The sequence below is a fragment of the Streptomyces sp. NPDC021080 genome (genome assembly GCF_044333225.1).
Classification (GTDB): Bacteria; Actinomycetota; Actinomycetes; order Streptomycetales; family Streptomycetaceae; genus Streptomyces.
Genome location: NZ_JBIRQM010000026.1, coordinates 75319 through 93302 on the forward strand (window position 1 = coordinate 75319; position 17984 = coordinate 93302).

General features: G+C 73.7%; 14 protein-coding genes. 3 read left to right on the plus strand and 11 right to left on the minus strand.

The window, feature by feature from the left end:
* Positions 1-192: 192 nt before the first annotated feature.
* From ACH4S8_RS40920 to ACH4S8_RS40970, 11 genes are all read right to left on the minus strand, one after another.
* On the minus strand, positions 193-1809 hold the full coding sequence (locus ACH4S8_RS40920; protein ID WP_398403662.1) for an FAD-dependent oxidoreductase: 1617 nt from the start codon (positions 1807-1809) through the stop codon (positions 193-195).
* An 80-nt stretch (positions 1810-1889) separates the two neighbouring features.
* Entirely contained in the window at positions 1890-2852 is a 963-nt protein-coding gene (locus ACH4S8_RS40925) for a GNAT family N-acetyltransferase (protein WP_398403664.1), read from the minus strand.
* Positions 2853-3062: 210 nt separating this feature from the next.
* Positions 3063-4478: an FAD-binding oxidoreductase gene (locus ACH4S8_RS40930; RefSeq protein WP_398403666.1), complete on the minus strand. Its 1416-nt coding sequence runs from the start codon at positions 4476-4478 to the stop codon at positions 3063-3065.
* Between the two features lie 46 nt (positions 4479-4524).
* Positions 4525-4893 (minus strand): hypothetical protein, encoded by a 369-nt coding sequence (locus tag ACH4S8_RS40935; protein WP_398403668.1) that lies wholly within the window; start codon positions 4891-4893, stop codon positions 4525-4527.
* A 111-nt stretch (positions 4894-5004) separates the two neighbouring features.
* Entirely contained in the window at positions 5005-5202 is a 198-nt protein-coding gene (locus ACH4S8_RS40940) for an acyl-CoA carboxylase epsilon subunit (protein ID WP_398403670.1), read from the minus strand.
* A 20-nt stretch (positions 5203-5222) separates the two neighbouring features.
* Positions 5223-6791 (minus strand): acyl-CoA carboxylase subunit beta, encoded by a 1569-nt coding sequence (locus ACH4S8_RS40945; protein WP_398403672.1) that lies wholly within the window; start codon positions 6789-6791, stop codon positions 5223-5225.
* A complete protein-coding gene (locus ACH4S8_RS40950; protein WP_398403674.1) occupies positions 6788-6949 on the minus strand; it encodes a DUF6059 family protein in 162 nt (53 codons plus the stop codon). The genes ACH4S8_RS40945 and ACH4S8_RS40950 overlap by 4 nt, the downstream gene beginning before the upstream one ends.
* A 597-nt stretch (positions 6950-7546) precedes the next feature.
* Entirely contained in the window at positions 7547-10963 is a 3417-nt protein-coding gene (locus tag ACH4S8_RS40955; RefSeq protein ID WP_398403676.1) for a condensation domain-containing protein, read from the minus strand.
* 123 nt (positions 10964-11086) lie between these two features.
* Complete coding sequence (locus ACH4S8_RS40960) at positions 11087-11977, minus strand: 4'-phosphopantetheinyl transferase family protein (protein WP_398403678.1); 891 nt, start codon at positions 11975-11977, stop codon at positions 11087-11089.
* Positions 11974-13791, minus strand: a complete 1818-nt coding sequence (locus ACH4S8_RS40965) for an acyl-CoA dehydrogenase (protein WP_398403680.1) — start codon at positions 13789-13791, stop codon at positions 11974-11976. Before ACH4S8_RS40965 ends, ACH4S8_RS40960 begins: the two co-directional genes overlap by 4 nt.
* Positions 13788-14744, minus strand: a complete 957-nt coding sequence (locus ACH4S8_RS40970) for an SRPBCC family protein (protein WP_398403682.1) — start codon at positions 14742-14744, stop codon at positions 13788-13790. The genes ACH4S8_RS40965 and ACH4S8_RS40970 overlap by 4 nt, the downstream gene beginning before the upstream one ends.
* A 478-nt stretch (positions 14745-15222) precedes the next feature.
* On the opposite strand from ACH4S8_RS40970, the gene metK reads away from it, so the two are divergent.
* From metK to ACH4S8_RS40985, 3 genes are all read left to right on the plus strand, one after another.
* Entirely contained in the window at positions 15223-16443 is a 1221-nt protein-coding gene (gene metK, locus ACH4S8_RS40975; RefSeq protein ID WP_398403684.1) for a methionine adenosyltransferase, read from the plus strand.
* Between the two features lies 1 nt (position 16444).
* Positions 16445-17428: a carbohydrate kinase family protein gene (locus ACH4S8_RS40980; protein WP_398403686.1), complete on the plus strand. Its 984-nt coding sequence runs from the start codon at positions 16445-16447 to the stop codon at positions 17426-17428.
* Positions 17425-17984: homocysteine S-methyltransferase family protein (locus ACH4S8_RS40985; protein ID WP_398403688.1), on the plus strand; the 560-nt coding region annotated here is incomplete at its 3' end. The genes ACH4S8_RS40980 and ACH4S8_RS40985, both read left to right, overlap by 4 nt.

Below are 17984 nucleotides of genomic sequence, written 5' to 3' on the forward strand. Positions count from 1 at the left end.
GGTTGGGGGGGGGGGGGCGCGCGGGGGGGGGGCGGGCCCCCAACCCGGGTGGGCGCGGGGCGGCCGGGGCCCGGGGCGGCGGGCCGCCCTGGGGTCCACGGCCGGCCGCACGGGCACCGGCCGCATCGTTGCGGTCCCTTCGTTGTGTGCCGTGTGCCGGCGGGGCGGGTGCGCAGGTGTGTCCGTGGTTTCTCAGCGCGCCAGGATGCGGCGCAGTGCCGCGCCGAGCGCCGCGCTGCGGCCGCCTGCCGGCGCGCCGTCCACGGAGCGCCAGGCGACGATCCCGTCCGGGCGTACCAGGACGGCGCCGTCGGCTTGTACGCCGTAGGCGGCGCTCCAGCGGCCCTGGGGGTCGGCCGGTGCTCCGTCGTCCTGGAGGGCCGCGGTGATGTGGTGGAAGGTGAGGTCCACGCCGAACTCGGTGACCGCGGCGGCGGCCGCCTCGGCCCAAAAACGGCCGTCCGGGCCGGCCATCAGCACGAAGCCGGTGCCGAACAGGTCGAGTGCGGACAGCGGGGCGCCGTCCCGTTCCAGCGGCACGTGCGGGGCCCGGGTGCCCGGCTCGCCGCGCAGCGTGCGCGGGTCACAGGTCGGCGGCAGGCGGGCCGCCTGCGGGTCGGGGACGAACGCGCCGGTGCGGTAGGCGTGTCCCATCGTCACGGTCATCGCGTCGTCGGTGGCGGCCTGCTGCTCCTTGGTCGCGGTGCCCGAGCGCAGGGCCAGTTGCAGCGAGCCCTGCCGGGCGGTGTAGGAGCCGACCGGCCGGCGCTCTTCCTGGTAGGTGTCCAGCAGGCCGGCACCCGCGGTCCCCTGCACGACCAGGGCCAGCTTCCAGGCCAGGTTGAAGGCGTCGGCGATGCCGGTGTTGGCGCCGTATCCGCCGGTGGGCGGGATCTGGTGCGCGGCGTCGCCCGCGATCAGCACCCGTCCCTGGACGAAGGTGTCGGCCACCAGCTCGGCCATGTCCCAGGGGAAGCGGGAGCGGACGGTGACCTCGACCTCGGCCGAGCCGATCGCCGCGGAGACCAGTTCGGCGCAGCGGGCGTCGGTGAAGTCCTCCAGGCTCTCGCCCTTGTCGGGGTCGTAGCCGACGATCAGCGTGCCCTCGGTGAGGGTGTCGTCGTGCACCAGGATGCCGGTGACCGTGTCGTTCTTGATGTGTACGACGCTGTAGCGGCGATCGCCCAGGACCGCGCCGAAGTCGGCGCCGAAGGCGATGCTGACGTGCCGGGAGAGCACGCCCCGGCCCTCGCGCTTGATGCCGAGGGCCTCCCGTACCGTGCTGCGCGGCCCGTCGGCGGCCACCAGGTAGTCGGCGCGCAGGGTGCTCCGGGTGCCCTGCGTGTCCTTGACGGTGGCGGTGACACCGTCGTCGTCCTGGGCGAAGGAGACCAGTTCGGTGCCGAACCGCAGGTCGGCGCCGAGTTTCTCGGCCCGCTCGCGCAGGATCGGCTCCAGCCGGTCCTGGGGCAGCAGCAGCAGCTGGGAGGGGGTCAGGTCGCCGAGTTCGTCGCCGCCTTCGAGTTCCTCCTTGCTGAAGAGGACCTCGCCGGCCAGCGAGACGACGCCGGCGCGTGTCTTGTGCTTCTCGAAGCCGGACGCGGCCTGCTTGGCGGCTGCCTCGATTCCGACCGTGCGCAGGATCTCGGCGGTGCGCGGGTAGTAGCCGACCGCGCGGGGGTGGATGGAGGTGCTCGGGTGCCGCTCGACGACGGTGCAGGGCACCTTGTGGTGTGCGAGGAACACCGCCGTGGACAGGCCGACGAGACTGCCACCGACGATCAGTACACGTGTGTCGCTGGTACTCACAAAGAACCCCTCTCGCGTTACCGGTCTGTGCGGAGCGTGCCAGCGCCCGGTGGACCTGGCCTCGAACACGGCTCGGGTGGTCAGGCTGTGACGCAGTACGTGGACCAGGAGCTGTCCGCCTGGAACCCGAGGCGGCGGTTGAGGGCGATGACGGCGTCGTTGCGCACGTCGTTCCAGGCCTGCACCAGCATCAGCCCTTCGTTCTCGCGCACGGCCCGGGCCAGCAGGTCCGCCTTGAGCCAGGTGCCCAGGCCACGGCGGCGCCGGGCGGCCTGTACGAGGGTCTCGCCCGCGTCGGCCATGGGGCTGTCGCGGACGAAGAGCGTGCCGTAGCCGGCGACCTCGCCGGAGTCGTCGGCGACGGCGGCGGTCACGTACTGGCGGTGTCCGGCCCGCCGGGACTCGGCCTCGCGTGCCCGCACGTCCTCGGCCGTGGGCGTGTGCACCTGTGCCTGGCCGTTGACGGGCGCCTCGAGGGTGCCCCAGGCGCGGGCGTAGGAGTCGGCCAGTGCGTCCGGGCAGCGGTCGGTCCACTGCACCAGGTGGTGGCCGGGCACGGCGCGGGCGGCGAGTTCGTCGAGGGTGGTGCGGGCCGGGCCGCGCAGGAAGAGGCGGTTGCGCAGGTTCGTGCCGCGCAGCTGTGCGCCGTGCACGGCGGCGAAGCCGGCGGCGGCGGGCGTGTGGGGTGCGTCCACCAGGAGATGGCTTCGGCCGCGGGCGCGCAGTTCGGCTCGGGCGGCGTCCACCAGGGCCCTTCCGCCGCCGCGGCGGCGGAAGGAGGGAAAGACCCACAGCGAGCCGTGGCCGGGCCCGGCCGGATCGCCCAGGTCGAGGCCGAGTTTGGTGCAGCCGGCGGGGCGGCCGTCGTCGAAGGCGGCCAGGACGATCCGGTCGGCGCCGTGCCGGCGTTGCAGGAGGCGGGCCAGCAGGGCCTGCGAGACCGGCGGATCGCCGGGCAGTTCGAGGCTCATCGTCTCCTGGAAGCCCGGGAGGAGGAGGGAGATGGTGGCCGGATCGTCGCCGTCGAGGCTGCGGATTTCCATGGGGGCATGGTGTTCCGCCACGGTCGCAGGGCCGTGGAGCGGGACTCGAGCCCGGGGAGCCGCACCTCCCCGGACCCGGGCCGCCGCGTCAGGGCGTCGGCGCTCACCGGCGCCCTGACGCGCCCCCGGGGGGCAAACCGGTGAAGGACCCCGGTGCCCGGCCGCGGGCCGGTGCCGCGGCGATCCTGCCGCGGCGCTTGGCGCACCGGGTCAGCCGGCCGGTGCGGCGGCGATGCTCTGGCCGTGCCGGAAGAAGCCGTCGGGGTCGTAGGCCCCTTTGACGGCCCGCAGCCGGGGGGCGTTCTCCGCGTAGTGGTCGCTCTCCCACATCGCCGGCACACGGGAGCTGGGGAAGTTGATGTAGGAGCCGGTGGCCAGCGGGGCCAGGGCGGCGGCGCACCGGTCGGCCCACCCATCGAGCTCCGCCGGTTCCCGGGCCGCCGCCTCCTGGTCGCGGGTGGCGATCTGGAAACCGACCAGGAACTGGGCGTCGCGGTGCACGTAGGCGGTCTCGGTGCGGCCGACGCGGTTGGCGGCGCCGCCGAGCGCGATGCACAGCAGGTAGCGCTCGTTGTCCAGGTCCGGGTTCCAGGCCTGCAGCAGGGTGTCGGCTTCGGTGCGGGTGACGGCCCGGCCGGTGAGCCGGTACGCCTGGCGGGTGTAGGGGTGGCGGTGGCCGACCGCGTCGGGGTGGGTGCCGCTGCGGTGGCACTGCTGGACCGTCTTGGAGCCGCACAGTGCCTCGTGCATGACGTCGGCGTAGAGCCCGGGAGCGCCGATCTCGCGGTGCAGGGGCTTGGTGCCGGTGCGCTCGGTGAGCTCGTCGAGGGCGCGTTCGAGTTCCTCGGGTGCGCCGTGGTGCACTCCCCAGATCTTGACGACCGGTTTGCCGCCGGGGCCGAAGATGCCGGGCAGGACGACGAGGGAGGTGCCGAGGTCGTCGGATCCCCCGGCCGCCCATGCCTGCCAGGCGGCCAGCACGTCGGCGGCGTCCTCGTGCGGCCACAGGGTCTCGAAGCCGGTCAGCCGCGGGGCGTCGACGGGGCGCAGTTCGAACTCGGTGACGATGCCGAAGTTCCCGCCGCCGCCGCCGCGCAGCGCCCAGTACAGGTCGGGGTGCTCGTCGGCGGAGGCCCGGACGCTGCGGCCGTCGGCCAGGACGACGCGGGCGGAGACGATCCGGTCGCTCCCGATGCCGAACTTGCGGGTCTGCCAGCCCAGTCCGCCGCCGGTCAAGAAGCCGCCCTGGCTGACGGTGGGGAAGGTGCCGGTGATGATCTGGCGGTCCAGCGGCTTGAGGATGTCGAGTGCGTCGAGCGACTGGATGCCGGCGCCGATGCGCACGATGCGGCCGTCGGTGACGGCGTGGTTCATCCGGGACAGGTCGATGACCAGGCCCGGGCCGGTCGACCAGCCGTTGAAGCTGTGCCCGGCGCCGCGGACGTGCGCGGCGATGCCCTGTTCCCGGGCGTGGCGCACGCAGGCCAGGACGTCGTCGTCCGACTCGCAGTAGGCGATGCCGCTGGGCAGGACAGCGTCGTACTCGGTGTTCTGCACCTGCTTGGCGAGCGGGTACGTCGGGTCGGACGGGAGAACGAGCTCACCCTTGAGTTCATCGCGCAGCATGAGGTTCTTCCTCCGTGGCGTGCCGGTCCAGGTCCCCTGTCCCCTTCTACTTGTCGATGCCGAACTTGCGGGCGGTGACCTTGGAGCCCTCGTGGCCGCGCAGAAGGTCGCCGGCGGGTGAGTAGAAGTTGGCGCCGCCGCTGCCCTCCCAGCGGTCCTCGGAGACGAAGTCGCCGGTCACGAAGACGTGGGCCTCGCCGACGTGCTCGCCCTCCGGGCTGACGGCGATGATGTGGAAGTTGTAGGTGAAGGAGTCCTTGCCGGTGGACTCCCAGTTGCCCAGGCCGATGTTCTTGGTGTTGGCCTGGTAGCAGGTGACGCCGCCGTCACCGGTGAAGGAAGCCAGCCCGACCACGGACTTGCCGTCGTCCTCCAGCACCGTGGTCCAGGTGCCGACCAGCCTCGGGTCCGTCATGGCGATTCTCCTGACATGGGTCGTGGAATTGCGTCGTCGTGCCGTCGATACGTTGCCGCCCCGTGCTGGAGCGCTGCTCGAACGCCCCTGCAGCGGGTGTGCGCGGCGGGCTCACCCCGTGCGCCACGTGCCGGCGGGCCGGTGCGGGTTGCGGTGTGCCCGGTGCCAGGCGGGGGCGGTGGTCCCGCGGTCCTCGGCCGTCTCCTGCGCCGCGGCGGCCTGCCGCGCCAGCAGGCTCGTCAGGACCACGGTGAGGGCCGCGGTCTCCTCCGCCGAGGGGTGGCCGCCGGTGATCTGCCAATGGGTCATGCGTCTTGTCCCCTCGCGGGTCAAACGGGCGGGTTGCCGTGTTTGCGGGAGGGCAGGTCGGCGTGTTTGGAGCGCAGCATCGCCAGTGCCCCGGTCAGTGCCGTGCGTGTCTGGGCGGGGTCGATGACGTCGTCCACCAGGCCGCGTTCGGCGGCGTAGTAGGGGTGCATCAGCTCCGACTGGTATTCCTTGATCTTCTGTGCCCGTACGGCGTCGGGATCGTCGGCCGCGGCGATCTGGCGGCGGAAGATGACGTTGGCGGCGCCTTCTGCGCCCATGACGGCGATCTCGTTGCCGGGCCAGGCCAGCGACACGTCCGCGCCGATGGAGCGCGAGTCCATGACGATGTAGGCGCCGCCGTACGCCTTGCGCAGGACCAGCTGTACCCGCGGGACGGTCGCGTTGCAGTACGCGTACAGCAGTTTGGCGCCGTGCCGGATGATCCCGCCGTGTTCCTGGTCCACGCCCGGCAGGAAGCCGGGTACGTCCACGAGTGTCACCAGGGGGATGGAGAAGGCGTCGCAGAACTGCACGAAGCGCGCCGCCTTCTCGCTGGCGTGGATGTCGAGGACGCCGGCGAAGGCGCAGGGCTGGTTGGCGACGACGCCCGTGACGTGCCCGTCCAGGCGGACGAGGGCACACACCACGTTGGTGGCCCAGCCGGGCTGGATCTCGAAGTACTCCCCGTCGTCGACGATCTCCTCGATGACCGCCCTGATGTCGTAGGCCTGGTGGGCGTTGGCCGGGACGATCTCCCGCAGGGTCTCGGTCAGCCGGCCGGCCGGGTCCTGCGAGGGCTGGTGGGGGGCCGTCTCGCGGTTGTTGGACGGCAGCATCGACAGCAGGTAGCGCACGTCCTCCAGGCAGGCGGCCTCGTCGTCGTAGGCGAAGGCCGCGACGCCGGAGACGGTGGCGTGGACGTCGGCGCCGCCGAGCCCGTTCTGGGTGATCTCCTCGCCGGTGACGGCCTTGACGACGTCCGGGCCGGTGATGAACATCTGCGAGGTCTCGCGGACCATGAAGACGAAGTCGGTCAGGGCGGGGCTGTAGGCGGCGCCGCCCGCGCACGGGCCGAGCATCACCGAGATCTGCGGGATGACCCCGGAGGCCTTGGTGTTGCGCTGGAAGATGCCGCCGTAGCCGGCGAGTGCGGTGACGCCTTCCTGGATGCGGGCGCCGGCGCCGTCGTTGAGGGACACCAGGGGGGCGCCGGCCGCCAGGGCCATGTCCATGATCTTGTGGATCTTCGTGGCGTGGGCCTCGCCCAGGGCGCCGCCGAAGATGCGGAAGTCGTGGGCGTACACGAAGACGGTGCGGCCCTCGACCGTGCCCCAGCCGGTGATGACACCGTCGGTGTAGGGCCGTTTGTCCTCCAGGCCGAAGCCGGTGGCCCGGTGCCGGCGCAGGGCCTCGATCTCCTGGAACGATCCCGCGTCCAGCAGCAGATCGATGCGTTCGCGTGCGGTCAGCTTGCCTTTGGCGCGCTGGCGGGCCGTGGCCTTGTCGTCGGGGCCGCCGGCCGCCAGCGCCTTGATCTCCGCGAGTTCGGCCAGCCGGTCACGTACCGGATCCCCGGTAGCGGTGCTCATGCGGTGTCCTCCGGGTGCGACAGCGAGCGTGCCAGGTTCCGTTCGACCGCGCTGAGCGGGATGTCGGGGCGAAGCCGTTCGGGGTGCCCCGGAGGTGGTGTGAGTACGATCCTCCGCTTGCGGTCCGGGGTCTGGTCCCGGACCGGTTCGTACGGCATGGGTGTGTAGATCCAAAAAGCGCCGGCCGCCGCCAGGGACCGGCCGATGGCTCGCAGAATGGCGGTGGTTATCGACCGGGCGTCCACGAGTCCCCCGTCACCGAGGACGTGCGCGTCAGCAGGAGCATGACCGTCTTCCTCATTTCCCGATACGCAGTGTCGGACTCGCCCACCGTCACAGGACCGGCTCAAAGGCGGTTGGAGGTGCGCTCGAGAACCGGCCGGAATCCGCCCCTGTCACCGGCCGGCCCGGACGAAACCGGCCCGGACGGCCGCGCGGGATGCGCCCGGTGGGCCGCGGGCAAAGCGGTCCGCGCCGCTCGCGGCAGGGGCAAGAACGCTCCCGGCCGGTCCGGCAGGCCCCTTTCGGGCGGACGGCCCGGCGGGAAGACGGGGTTGCCGGCGTGGTCCGTGCCCGCTCCGGGTCCGCTCCCCCGCTCCCCCGTTCGGCCGGCCGGCCTGTGGTGCGCGGTGCGCGGATCGTCGCCGGTGCCCGGGCGGTGGCGGGCCGGCCGGGAACATCACGCCGGCCCGCCCGGCGGCGGGGTCCCGCACGCCGGCGCGGGCGGGCCGTGCGCGAGGACGGGGGCGGTCTCCTCAGGGCTGTTCGGCGTCCTGTGCCGGTGGCGTCGGCCCGTCCGGTCCGGTGCCCGGGTCCCGGTCCTCGCCGAGGAAGTCCAGGGAGCCGAGGATTCGGGTGAGGGTGCGGGCCAGGCAGGGGGCGTCGCGTGCGCCCGCGCCGTGCGTCACCGTGAGCGGGCCGGGCCCGGCGGTTTCGCTCATGCGCCGCGCGATGCGCCGGGCCAGCTGCCCGCTGCCCGACCAGCCCGCGAGCACCAGGGGGCGGTGCGGGCCGAGCGTGCTGCGCAGTGCGCGTGCGACGGTGTCGGGTTCCGCCCTGCCGGTGTGCACCGCCAGGAGCGGTCCGGGGCCGGTGTGCAGCGGTACGAGGGCGGTGTAGCAGTCGTGGTCCGCGTCCGGCGGGGGGACGAGGCAGACGGCCGGGCCGTCGGTGTGCCGGCCCGCGCGCAGCGGGACCAGAACGGGGTCGGGGCGGTTGGGCGCCTGGGGCGGCAGGTCCTGGCCGGACAGGACGTCGAGGACTTCGGTGATGGGCCGGTTGGCGTCCGCCACGTCCGGGAAGGACCGCAGCAGCCGCATGTTCTGGGCGAGCAGGTCGGCCGCCTCGGCCTCGGTGAGCAGGCCCCGGTCGTACACCGCGGTGATCACCAGTCTGTCGAGCTGGTCGTGGCGGGCCAGGAGGCCGACCGTCAGCGGGCTGGAGGAGCCGGTGCTCTGGGGCGGTTCGACGCGGATGCCCTGGGCGGCGAGTTGTGCCGTCAGGTCGGCGGCGGGCGGCACGCGGTGTTCGAAGAGCACGGCGGTGGCGAAGAAGGCCTCGTCGGCGGGGTGGTCGCTCCACTGCCGCAGCTGTTCGGTGTCGACCCATTCGTACGCGGACAGGTCCAGGGCACGGTCGCGCAGCGCCGCAAGGAGCTGGGGGACGGTGGCGGCCGGGTCGACGTGCACGGTCACCGGCAGGACGCCGGACAGCGGTCCGGTCAGCTGTCCCGCGCCTTCCAGGGCGATGCCCCGGCCGTCGACGGAGACTCCGAAGCCGACGGTGGCCGGCCGGCCGGCACCCGTGGCCCGGTGGAGCAGCAGCGCCCACGCGGCGTGCAGGGCGATGCTCTCGCTGACGCCCCAGGTCGCCGCCCAGTGGGCGAGGCGCCCCGCCTCCGGGGGTGACAGCCGCCGGGAGACGCGTGCGAATCCGGTGGGCCGCTCGGGTGTGCCCGTCCGGGCCGGCTGCACGGCGGTGTCGTGGGGGCCCAGTGCCCGTGTCCAGAACTCCCGTGCGGGGCGGGGGTCCTGGCCGGCGAGCCACTGCGTGTAGTCGCGCAGGTCCGGGCGTCGCTCGCCGCCGGCCGGGGAGCCGTGGAGGTAGGCGCGGTAGAACTCCCGCAGCAGCAGCCGTGCGCTGGGGGTGTCGACCAGAGCGTGGTGGAAGGTGAGCAGGATCCGGGTCCGTTCCGCCGTCTTGGACCGGGTCGGTGGAGCGTCGAACAGCGTGATGCGCAGGGCGCCGGGCCGGTGGAGGTCGAGGCCGCGGCGGCGGTCGCTCTCGAGCAGCGCGGCCCAGGCGGTGTCGGTGTGTGAGAGCCGTAGGACCTGCAGGGTGGCACGGTCGTGGAGGGTGATCCGGGTGTGGTCGCGGGGGTCGAACGCGGCTCGCAGCAGCGTCTCGTTGGTGCACACCGTCTGCCATGCGGCGGTGAACCGTTCGCTGTCCAGCGGGCCGTGCCAGGTCCAGTGGAGCTGTTCGACGTGGTGTCCCGCACCGCTGTGGCCAAGGGATTGGGCCAGCAGTTCTCGCTGGCGTGGTGTGGCGGCGATGGCCGGTCCGGCGAAGGGCGGTGTCTCGTGGGCGTCCGGGTCGGCCAGTCGTTCCATGAGGGAGCGCAGGTGGTCGCAGAGCACGTCCACGCGGGTGCGGGCGTCGTCGTCGCCGGGGCGGGGGCGCCATCGGGCGCGTACGTGCAGGGCGCCGTCCTGGATGTGGGTGCGGACCTCCAGCCCGTGGTCCGCTTCCGGGGCCGGCTGCGGCGGCCGGCCCGGTTCGCCGGGGACGACGGTGAAACTGCGAAAGGGCCCGGGGGCCCGGGCCGGCTGGTGGTGGACGAGGCGAAGGGGTCCGGTGTGGTGTGCGCCGGCCGTTGTGGGGCCGGCGTGCAAGGGGCCGCCGCCGTCGGTGGTGGTGAGGGCGGGCATGGCCGCGGCCAGATAGCGTTCCGGGGGCAGGTGCCGGTCGCTGTCCAGCCGTACGGACCGAAAGCGGGTGCAGGGGCCGGCGGTGTGCGGGTGCCCGGGCGGCACGGCACATGTGTCGGTGCACAGGTCGAGGACGACGTCGTGCGTGCGCCGCCAGCGGGCCACGGCCTGCCCGAGGGCTCCCGCGAGCACCTGGGGGCCGGACATCCCGTAGCGGTCTGGCAGGACGGTGAGAAGGCGTTCGGTCTTCTCGGCCGGCAGGGTGAAGCGGGCCTGCTGTGCCGGTGGGTCCCCGCCGGCCGTCCGGGCCCGGGGGGCGTCCGCTGTGGCGTGATCGGCGTCCGGGCCCGGCGGCCGGGTGCCGGCGGCGCCGTCGCGCCGGCCGGTGTCCGTGGCGGCCTGTCCTGCGGTGCGGGTCTTGGGCCGGTCCGTGTCGCTGCCCGGCTGCGGTTCTGGGCCCGTGGCGAGGGCTTTCAGTGCCGTGTCCAGGTCCTCCAGCAGTATCCGCCAGGGCGCCGGGCCGGCGGCCGGGGGGTGCACGGCGAGGAACAGCAGGTCGGCGGTGTCGGATCCGGGTATCCCGCCCTGGGCGTGCAGGGCGCGCAGTGATGCTCCCGGGCGCGGGCCCGGGACGCGGCGGGTGGCGGCCACGGCCGCGTCGAAGGCGGTGCGGTCGAGGAACCGGGCTGTGGTCAGGAGGTCCTGCGGCGCGTGCACCCCCGGCGCGCGGGCGCCGGGGGCGGGCGCCCGGTCCGGCGCCGGGCCGGGGGTGCGCAGCAGCGGGTGGGTGGCCGCAATGGTGTGCAGGATGCCGCGCAGGATGTCCGGGTCGACGGCGTCGTGCAGGCGCAGCAGCAGGCCGTGGTGGCTCTGGTGCAGGACTTCGGGCCCGGTGTGCGGGCCCGGGTCCGGCCGGGCGGGGCCGGTGGGTGCGGTCAGCAGGTCCGCCAGCAGTCCCGCCGGGGGGTGCGGGTCCGGGGCAATCGCCGTGGTGCCGCGGGCGGTCAGGTACAGGGTGTGGTGTGTTGGCCCGTGCCGCTGGAGGCGGGCGTTGAGTTCGCCGTGCGGTACGGCCGGTGCATCACCGGTGTCGACGCGCCAGGTGCGCAGGTCGGCGCGGCGGGCGACGGTGTGCGCGAGGGCGCTCTCCAGCGAGGCCGTCTCCAGGTGTCCGTACAGTTCGAGGACCGGTCCGACGGCCACCACGGTCAGGGGCAGGTCTTCGGCGGGGCCTTCGCTCATGAGCCGCCGCTCCTTTCCGTGCACAAGAACCGGCCCGTTTTCTTTGGGCTCTCGGCCGACAGATATATGCACAGCGCACGGTATCCGTGGGCGAGAAGCGGTGGTTGTGCCCTCCAGACATCCTTAAGTGCCTGCTGAGCGGGGCTGCGGCGCTGCTGGGGCGGACGCCTCCTGGGGCAGCAGCTGCGCGACCAGGCTCATGGACCTCTCGTCCGCCACGCTCTGCCCGGCGGCCCCGGGCGCCGGGCGGGAGGAGGGGGTGTAGTGGGCCACCGTGACCAGGTAGCGCTCCAGCGCCCGGTAGGTGCCGAACGCCCAGGCGTCGCGGGCCGCCGGGCTGCCGTCCGGTGCGAGCAGCCGGCTGCCGTGGCCGCCGGAGGGTTCTGCCCCCAGGCCCGCGGGGAAGGCGAATTCGTTGAACGCCAGACGCAGTCCTTGTCCCAGTGCCTTGGTGTACGCCTCCTTCAGCGTCCACAGGCGCAGCAGGGCGGCGGTCTGTGCCGGGCCGTCCAGGCCGTTCAGCAGGGCCCGTTCGGCGGGTGTGCACATGCGCTCGTGCATCACGTCCAGGGTCAGCGTGCGCGAGAGCGGTTCGGTGTCGATGCCGATGCGTCCGCCGCGGCTGACGGCGACCGCGATGAGTTCGTCGGTGTGGGACAGTGCCACGTCGATCTGCCGCAGGCCGCGCAGGTGGGGCCGCCCGCCGATCTTGTAGGCGAGGTCGAGTTCGGCGGCGTCGGTGCCCAGCGCGGCCGCCGCCGTGTACTTCAGGGCCAGCCGTGCGGCGGCGAAGCGGTGCCGCACCTGGGGGTCGGCGGTGCGCCGGTAGCGCGGCCAGTCCCGGCCGAGCAGCGTGCGCAGCCTGGGCTCGGTGACCACGGCGCTCAGCCATTCCCCCCAGGTGGTGCACACCACCGCGGTGCCCCGTCGGTGCATCCCCTCGTGGACCTGGTCCCAGGGTCCGGCCGGTCCCGCCACGTGCACGGGCGCGGTGAGGGGGGGTGCTGGTGTCATCGGGCCGGCTCCTGGCGGGCTTGGGGGGTGAGGGTGATGCCGTCGAGGTCGAGGCCGCGTCCGGTGCGGTGGCGGTGCAGCAGTTCCTCGAGGACGCCCGTCACGCAGTCCTGCGGCAGGTCGGGCAGGGCGAGTCCCAGCCTGCGGCCGAGCCGGGACAGGGCCAGCAGGGCCCAGCCAGGGTCGGCGAGGAAGGGGTCGTCGCCCTCTTGTCCTTCCCAGACGGCGAGCACGGCGGCGGCCGCGACGAGGAGCCCGTAGCGGTCGCTCAGGGCGCAGGCCGCGGGGCCGGACAGGGCTTCGCCGAACCTGCCCGGCAGCGGGGCGCACTGCTCGCGCAGCCCCCACAGTTCCGTGCAGAAGGCCTGTGCCATCCGGGCGAGCGGTTTGGTGCGGCCTGGCCGGTTGAACCGTTCGGCGGCGCCGGCCAGGAAGGCGGCCAGGAAGTCGCCGCCGCCGGCGAAGGCCAGGGTGCGGTGGTCCAGCGCCGGCACGTGTCCGTGGCGGCGGAACAGTTCGGCGGGCGGTTCCTCCTCGGTGAACCAGGAGCGGTTCGCCAGGGCGCCCAGCTGCGGCACGATGACCGCCTGGCAGGCTGCGGCGCCGTCGCGGCCCAGGCCCGCGGCCGGCAGGTCGCGCGTCAGTTTGGCGAGGATCTCGTGCAGGAGGCCGTCGCCGGGCCGGCGGTGCGAGCCGAGCACCGCGGACAGTTCCTCGATCCCGTCCTGCAGCAGGGCGGGCACCGTGTAGGTGGCGGCGACCGTGGGGACCTGGGTCCGGCCGGGCAGCGCGCCGGCCGCCTTCAGGCACACCGTGGTCAGGGCGTCGCAGGTGAGCAGGTCGGCGAAGACTCCGGCGAGCGGCCGGTGCCAGCGGCGGGCCGGCGGCGTGCGGTGTCCGTCGGTGGCCGCGTCCGCGGCGGATCGCAGGACGGGGTCGAGGGCCGCGGTCATGGCCCCTGCGACCAGGCAGCGGTTGACCTGGTTCATGCGCAGGGCCAGGGCGGCCCCGCCGCCCCAGGTGCCCACGAGGGCGTCGTCGGGTACCGCGCATCGGGTGAAGCGCAGTCCGGAGAAGAGGGCTGCGCGCATTCCCTCGGTCCTCACCCGCGGCAGCCGGTGGATCTGTCCGCCGGGCAGTCGGGCGGGGTCCACCAGCAGCACGGAGTGGGAGCGGGGGCCGGCGGTGGCGGTGCGGGCGTGGACCAGGTAGACGTCGGCCCGGGCCGCGTCGATGACGGCGGACCTGATGCCGCTGAGGTGCGTGCCGGTGTTGTCGGCGCGGCGCCGGGCGTGGATCTGCTCGCGGTGCACTCCGCCGGCCGGGGCGAGTCCTGGATGCACCACGGTGGCCCGTCCGCCGGCCAGCAGCAGCCGGGCCATGGCGTGCTGCTGTTCGGCGGTGCCGGCCGCCCAAACGGCGGAGGAGGCGAACAGCGAGGTGATGCCGCCGGCGAATCCGAGTGCCACGTCGCGCCGGAACACCGGCCGCAGGACCTTCATGAGCAGGTCGGCCCGGGTCAGGGTGCCGCCGTGGCCCGCGGGTACGCATTCGAAGGCGAGCCCGGCCTCGGCGAGCAGCCGCTCGCCGGCCTCGGCGGGCCGGCGCTCCCGCGCGGCGGCGGCGAAAGCGGCGAAGCCGTGCGGGTTGGCCGGGTCGTAGGGGTCGCCGAGCAGGGCGTCCAGACGGGCGGCCCGGCGCAGTGCGCCGGCGACCGGCCCGTCGGCGGGGCCCTGTGCCGCGGCGGCGGCGAAAGCGGCGGTGCCCCGGCCGGTGGTCCGAAGGGCGGCGCCTGCCGGTGCGGTGGTGGTCATGAGATTCCCGGGACGCGCAGCCCGAGTGCGTCGGCCGCGTCCTTGGCATGTCTGCGGGCGAGTTCGAGCAGGGCGGCGCTGTCGTGGCCGATGCTCTCGCGGACGTGGCGGCGGGCGTCGGCCAGATCGGCGTCCTGTCCCAGGACGCGGGGGACGGCCTGGGCGTCCAGCATCACGTGGTGCCGCACCCGCACGGTCGTTCCCCTCGGGCCGGGCTCCACCGACCATGCGCCGGCCTGTCCGGCGATCAGCGCGGGCGGCTCGGTCAGCTTGTAGACGATCAGTCCGGCGCCGGGGAAGCACAGGCGTACGGCCTGGCTCTTCCCGGTTCCCTGGGCGGTGGTGCGCACCGTCTGGATGCCGGGCACGTCCTCCTCCAGGCGGACGTCCCCCAGTCCCGGAACGGTGCCGCTCCAGGCGCCCGCCCGGTACAAGAAGCCGTAGAGCAGTTCCGCGGGTCCGTCGACGTGGATCGCGTCCTCGACGCTCAGGACCAGCTCGTCGAGGTTGGTCCAGCTCTCGGTGAGGCGTTTGAGGTCGGCCAGGTGCCTGCGGACGCCGGCGTCGCCGCCGTGGTGTGCCGGGCAGGGGCCGTGCGCCGTGGAGAACTCGCGCACCAGCGTCAGCGCCGAGAAATCGCCGGGCAGCTGCTCGACGCTCCAGGTGCCGAGCATGCTGTCCGCGCCTTGGGGGCCCGTCTCGAGCCGGAACTCGATGCGCCGGGCGCCGGGATCGAGGGTGCGCCGGGTGAGCTGGGACATCACGCCGCCGGCGGTCAGTGTCCACATGCTCAGCCGCTGTTCGAAGCCGTCCAGGTCCAGCTGCTCCACGTACAGGTTCTGGGAGCAGAACAGCGGCCAGCGCTCGGCGTCCGCGATGAACCCGTAGACGACTCCGGCGGGTGCGGCCACCTCGATCCGATGCCTCGTGCGGTGCACGGTCGGTGCGGGCATCGGCGTTCACCCCTCTTCTCGTCGCGGGAGACGAGTGTGTGGGCCGTCCCTGGAGTTGTGGTGGAACACGAGTCGAGCACCGCTGGGGGCCGTGCCAGGATCCGGGGACAGTCCCCGGCCGCCTGGTCGCTGCCCCCGCGCAGGTGAGGGCGCCGGGCCTTGCAGTACCGAGGGTGCCTGGGCGGCGGGGATCGAGCGGTCCGCGAGCCGGCGGCGAGCGGATGCCGACCCTCCGCACGGCGGGCGGACAGCCGGGGTCGACCCGGTACCCGGCCGTCGCGCAGCAATGCTCCGGCGCGGGCGAGGGGGCGGGAGGCGGGGCCGGAGGCGGGGTCGAGCCCGTCTCCACCCGCGCTCGGCGGGCGTGCCGTCGAATCGGGACCGCACCTTCGGGCATCTGGGGTCCGCCTCGCCCGGGCGTCCTGGATCCCCCACCGCACGGCCCGGCTCGACTGGCGTGAAACCGGAGGAATACACCATGGGGCTTCTGTTCACCTCGGAGTCCGTGACCGAGGGTCACCCCGACAAGATCGCTGACCAGATCAGCGACACCATTCTCGACGCGCTCCTGCGCGAGGACCCGGCCTCTCGGGTCGCCGTGGAGACCCTGATCACGACCGGCCTGGTGCACGTGGCCGGAGAGGTCACCACCAAGGCCTACGCGCCGATCGCCCAGCTCGTGCGCGACACGATCCTGAAGATCGGCTACGACTCCTCCGAGAAGGGCTTCGACGGCGCCTCCTGCGGCGTGTCGGTGTCCATCGGCGCCCAGTCCCCCGACATCGCCCAGGGCGTCGACACCGCCTACGAGGCCCGCGTCGAGGGGGGCGCCGCGGGCGGGGAACGCGACGAGCTGGACCGTCAGGGCGCCGGCGACCAGGGCCTGATGTTCGGCTACGCCTGCGACGAGACACCGACCCTGATGCCGCTGCCGATCCACCTGGCGCACCGCCTGTCCCAGCGCCTCTCGGACGTCCGCAAGAACGGGACCGTCCCCTACCTGCGCCCCGACGGCAAGACCCAGGTCACCATCGAGTACGACGGCGACAAGGCGGTCCGCCTGGACACCGTCGTCGTCTCCTCGCAGCACGCCGCCGACATCGACCTGGACTCCCTGCTCGCCCCCGACATCCGCGAGTTCGTGGTGGAGCCGGAGCTGAAGGCCCTCCTGGACGACGGCATCAAGATCGACACCGAGGGCTACCGCCTGCTGGTCAACCCGACCGGCCGCTTCGAGACCGGCGGCCCGATGGGCGACGCCGGCCTCACCGGCCGCAAGATCATCATCGACACGTACGGCGGCATGGCCCGCCACGGCGGCGGCGCGTTCTCCGGCAAGGACCCCTCCAAGGTCGACCGCTCCGCCGCCTACGCGATGCGCTGGGTCGCCAAGAACGTGGTCGCCGCGGGCCTCGCCTCGCGCTGCGAGGTCCAGGTCGCCTACGCGATCGGCAAGGCCGAGCCCGTCGGCCTGTTCGTGGAGACCTTCGGCACCCACACCGTCGGCACCGACAGGATCGAGAAGGCCATCACCGACGTCTTCGACCTCCGTCCGGCCGCGATCATCCTCGACCTCGACCTGCTGCGCCCGATCTACGCCCGGACCGCCGCGTACGGCCACTTCGGCCGCGAGCTGCCCGACTTCACCTGGGAGCGCACGGACCGGGTCGACGCGCTGCGCCGGGCCGCAGGGATCTGACATGCGGATCGCCGTCACCGGATCCATCGCAACCGACCATCTGATGTCGTTCCCGGGGAACTTCAGCGAGCAGATCCTGCCCGACCGGCTCGCCCGCATCTCGCTGTCCTTCCTGGTGGGCGATCTCCACCTGCGCCGGGGCGGCGTCGCGGCCAACATCGCCTTCGGCCTGGGGCTGCTGGGCCTGTCGCCCCTGCTGGTGGGTGCCGCGGGCGCCGACTTCGCCGAGTACGGGGCCTGGCTGCAGGCACACGGCGTCGACATCCGCCCGGTGAGGGTGGCGGCACAGCACCAGACGGCCCGGTTCCTGTGCATCACCGACGAGCAGCAGAACCAGATCGCGGCCTTCTACGCCGGGGCGATGGTGGAGTCCCGCGAGATCAGCCTGCCCGAGACGATCGCCCGTACCCACCGCCCCGACCTGGCCGTCATCGCACCCGACGATCCGCAGGCCATGCTGCGCCATACCCAGGAGTGCCGGGAGCTGGGCATCCCCCTGGCCGCCGACCCCTCACAGCAGCTGGCGCGCCTGGAAGGCGAGGAGGTCCGCCGGCTGGTCGACGGCGCACGCCTGCTGTTCACCAACGAGTACGAGTCCGCGCTGCTGTGCGAGAAGGCGGGCTGGACGGAGCATCAGGTGCGCGATCGCGTGGGTACCTGGATCACCACCCGGGGCGGCGACGGGGTGACGCTCGCCACCGCCGGCGACAGGACCGTGACCGTACCGGCCGTGCCGGCCAAGGAGGCGGCCGACCCCACGGGCGCGGGCGACGGCTTCCGCGCGGGTTACCTCGCGGGCCTGGGCCGCGGGCTGCCGCACGAACGGGCGGCCCAGCTGGGCTGCGCCCTGGCCACAACGGTCCTGGAGAGCGTCGGGACCCAGGAGTACCGGCTGACGGCCCACACCCTGTCCGCCCGCATCTGCGACACCTACGGCCCGGACGCCGCCGCGCACATCGCACGCCACGTGGAGGTCCCGGCATGACGGCGTCCCTGGAGACTCTGCGCGAGGCCCTGGCCTCGCGGGTCGTGGTGGCCGACGGCGCGATGGGCACGATGCTCCAGGCGCAGGACCCGACGCTGGAGGACTTCCAGCAGCTGGAGGGCTGCAACGAGGTCCTCAACATCACCCGGCCCGACATCGTGCGCTTGGTGCACGAGGCCTACTTCGAGGTCGGCGTCGACTGCGTGGAGACCAACACCTTCGGCGCCAACCACGCGGCGCTGGCCGAGTACGACATCGCGGACCGGGTGCACGAGCTCTCCGAGGCAGGGGCCAGGATCGCCCGCGAGGCCGCCGACGGGTACACCGCCCGCGACGGCCGGCCGCGCTGGGTGCTGGGGTCGATGGGACCGGGTACGAAGCTGCCGACCCTCGGCCACATCGGCTACCAGACGATCCGCGACGGCTTCCAGGCCAACGCCGAGGGACTGCTCGCCGGCGGCGCCGACGCCCTGATCGTCGAGACCACCCAGGACCTGCTGCAGACCAAGTCCTCCGTCCTGGGCGCCCGGCGTGCCATGGAGGCGACCGGCGTCCG

Coding starts and splice junctions, on each gene's coding strand:
- ACH4S8_RS40925 (WP_398403664.1), bottom strand. CDS start 2,852: ATGGAAATCCGCAGCCTCGACGGCGACGATCCGGCCACCATCTCCCTC.
- ACH4S8_RS40930 (WP_398403666.1), bottom strand. CDS start 4,478: ATGCTGCGCGATGAACTCAAGGGTGAGCTCGTTCTCCCGTCCGACCCG.
- ACH4S8_RS40935 (WP_398403668.1), bottom strand. CDS start 4,893: ATGACGGACCCGAGGCTGGTCGGCACCTGGACCACGGTGCTGGAGGAC.
- ACH4S8_RS40940 (WP_398403670.1), bottom strand. CDS start 5,202: ATGACCCATTGGCAGATCACCGGCGGCCACCCCTCGGCGGAGGAGACC.
- ACH4S8_RS40945 (WP_398403672.1), bottom strand. CDS start 6,791: ATGAGCACCGCTACCGGGGATCCGGTACGTGACCGGCTGGCCGAACTC.
- ACH4S8_RS40950 (WP_398403674.1), bottom strand. CDS start 6,949: ATGCCGTACGAACCGGTCCGGGACCAGACCCCGGACCGCAAGCGGAGG.
- ACH4S8_RS40955 (WP_398403676.1), bottom strand. CDS start 10,963: ATGAGCGAAGGCCCCGCCGAAGACCTGCCCCTGACCGTGGTGGCCGTC.
- ACH4S8_RS40960 (WP_398403678.1), bottom strand. CDS start 11,977: ATGACACCAGCACCCCCCCTCACCGCGCCCGTGCACGTGGCGGGACCG.
- ACH4S8_RS40965 (WP_398403680.1), bottom strand. CDS start 13,791: ATGACCACCACCGCACCGGCAGGCGCCGCCCTTCGGACCACCGGCCGG.
- ACH4S8_RS40970 (WP_398403682.1), bottom strand. CDS start 14,744: ATGCCCGCACCGACCGTGCACCGCACGAGGCATCGGATCGAGGTGGCC.
- metK (WP_398403684.1), top strand. CDS start 15,223: ATGGGGCTTCTGTTCACCTCGGAGTCCGTGACCGAGGGTCACCCCGAC.
- ACH4S8_RS40980 (WP_398403686.1), top strand. CDS start 16,445: ATGCGGATCGCCGTCACCGGATCCATCGCAACCGACCATCTGATGTCG.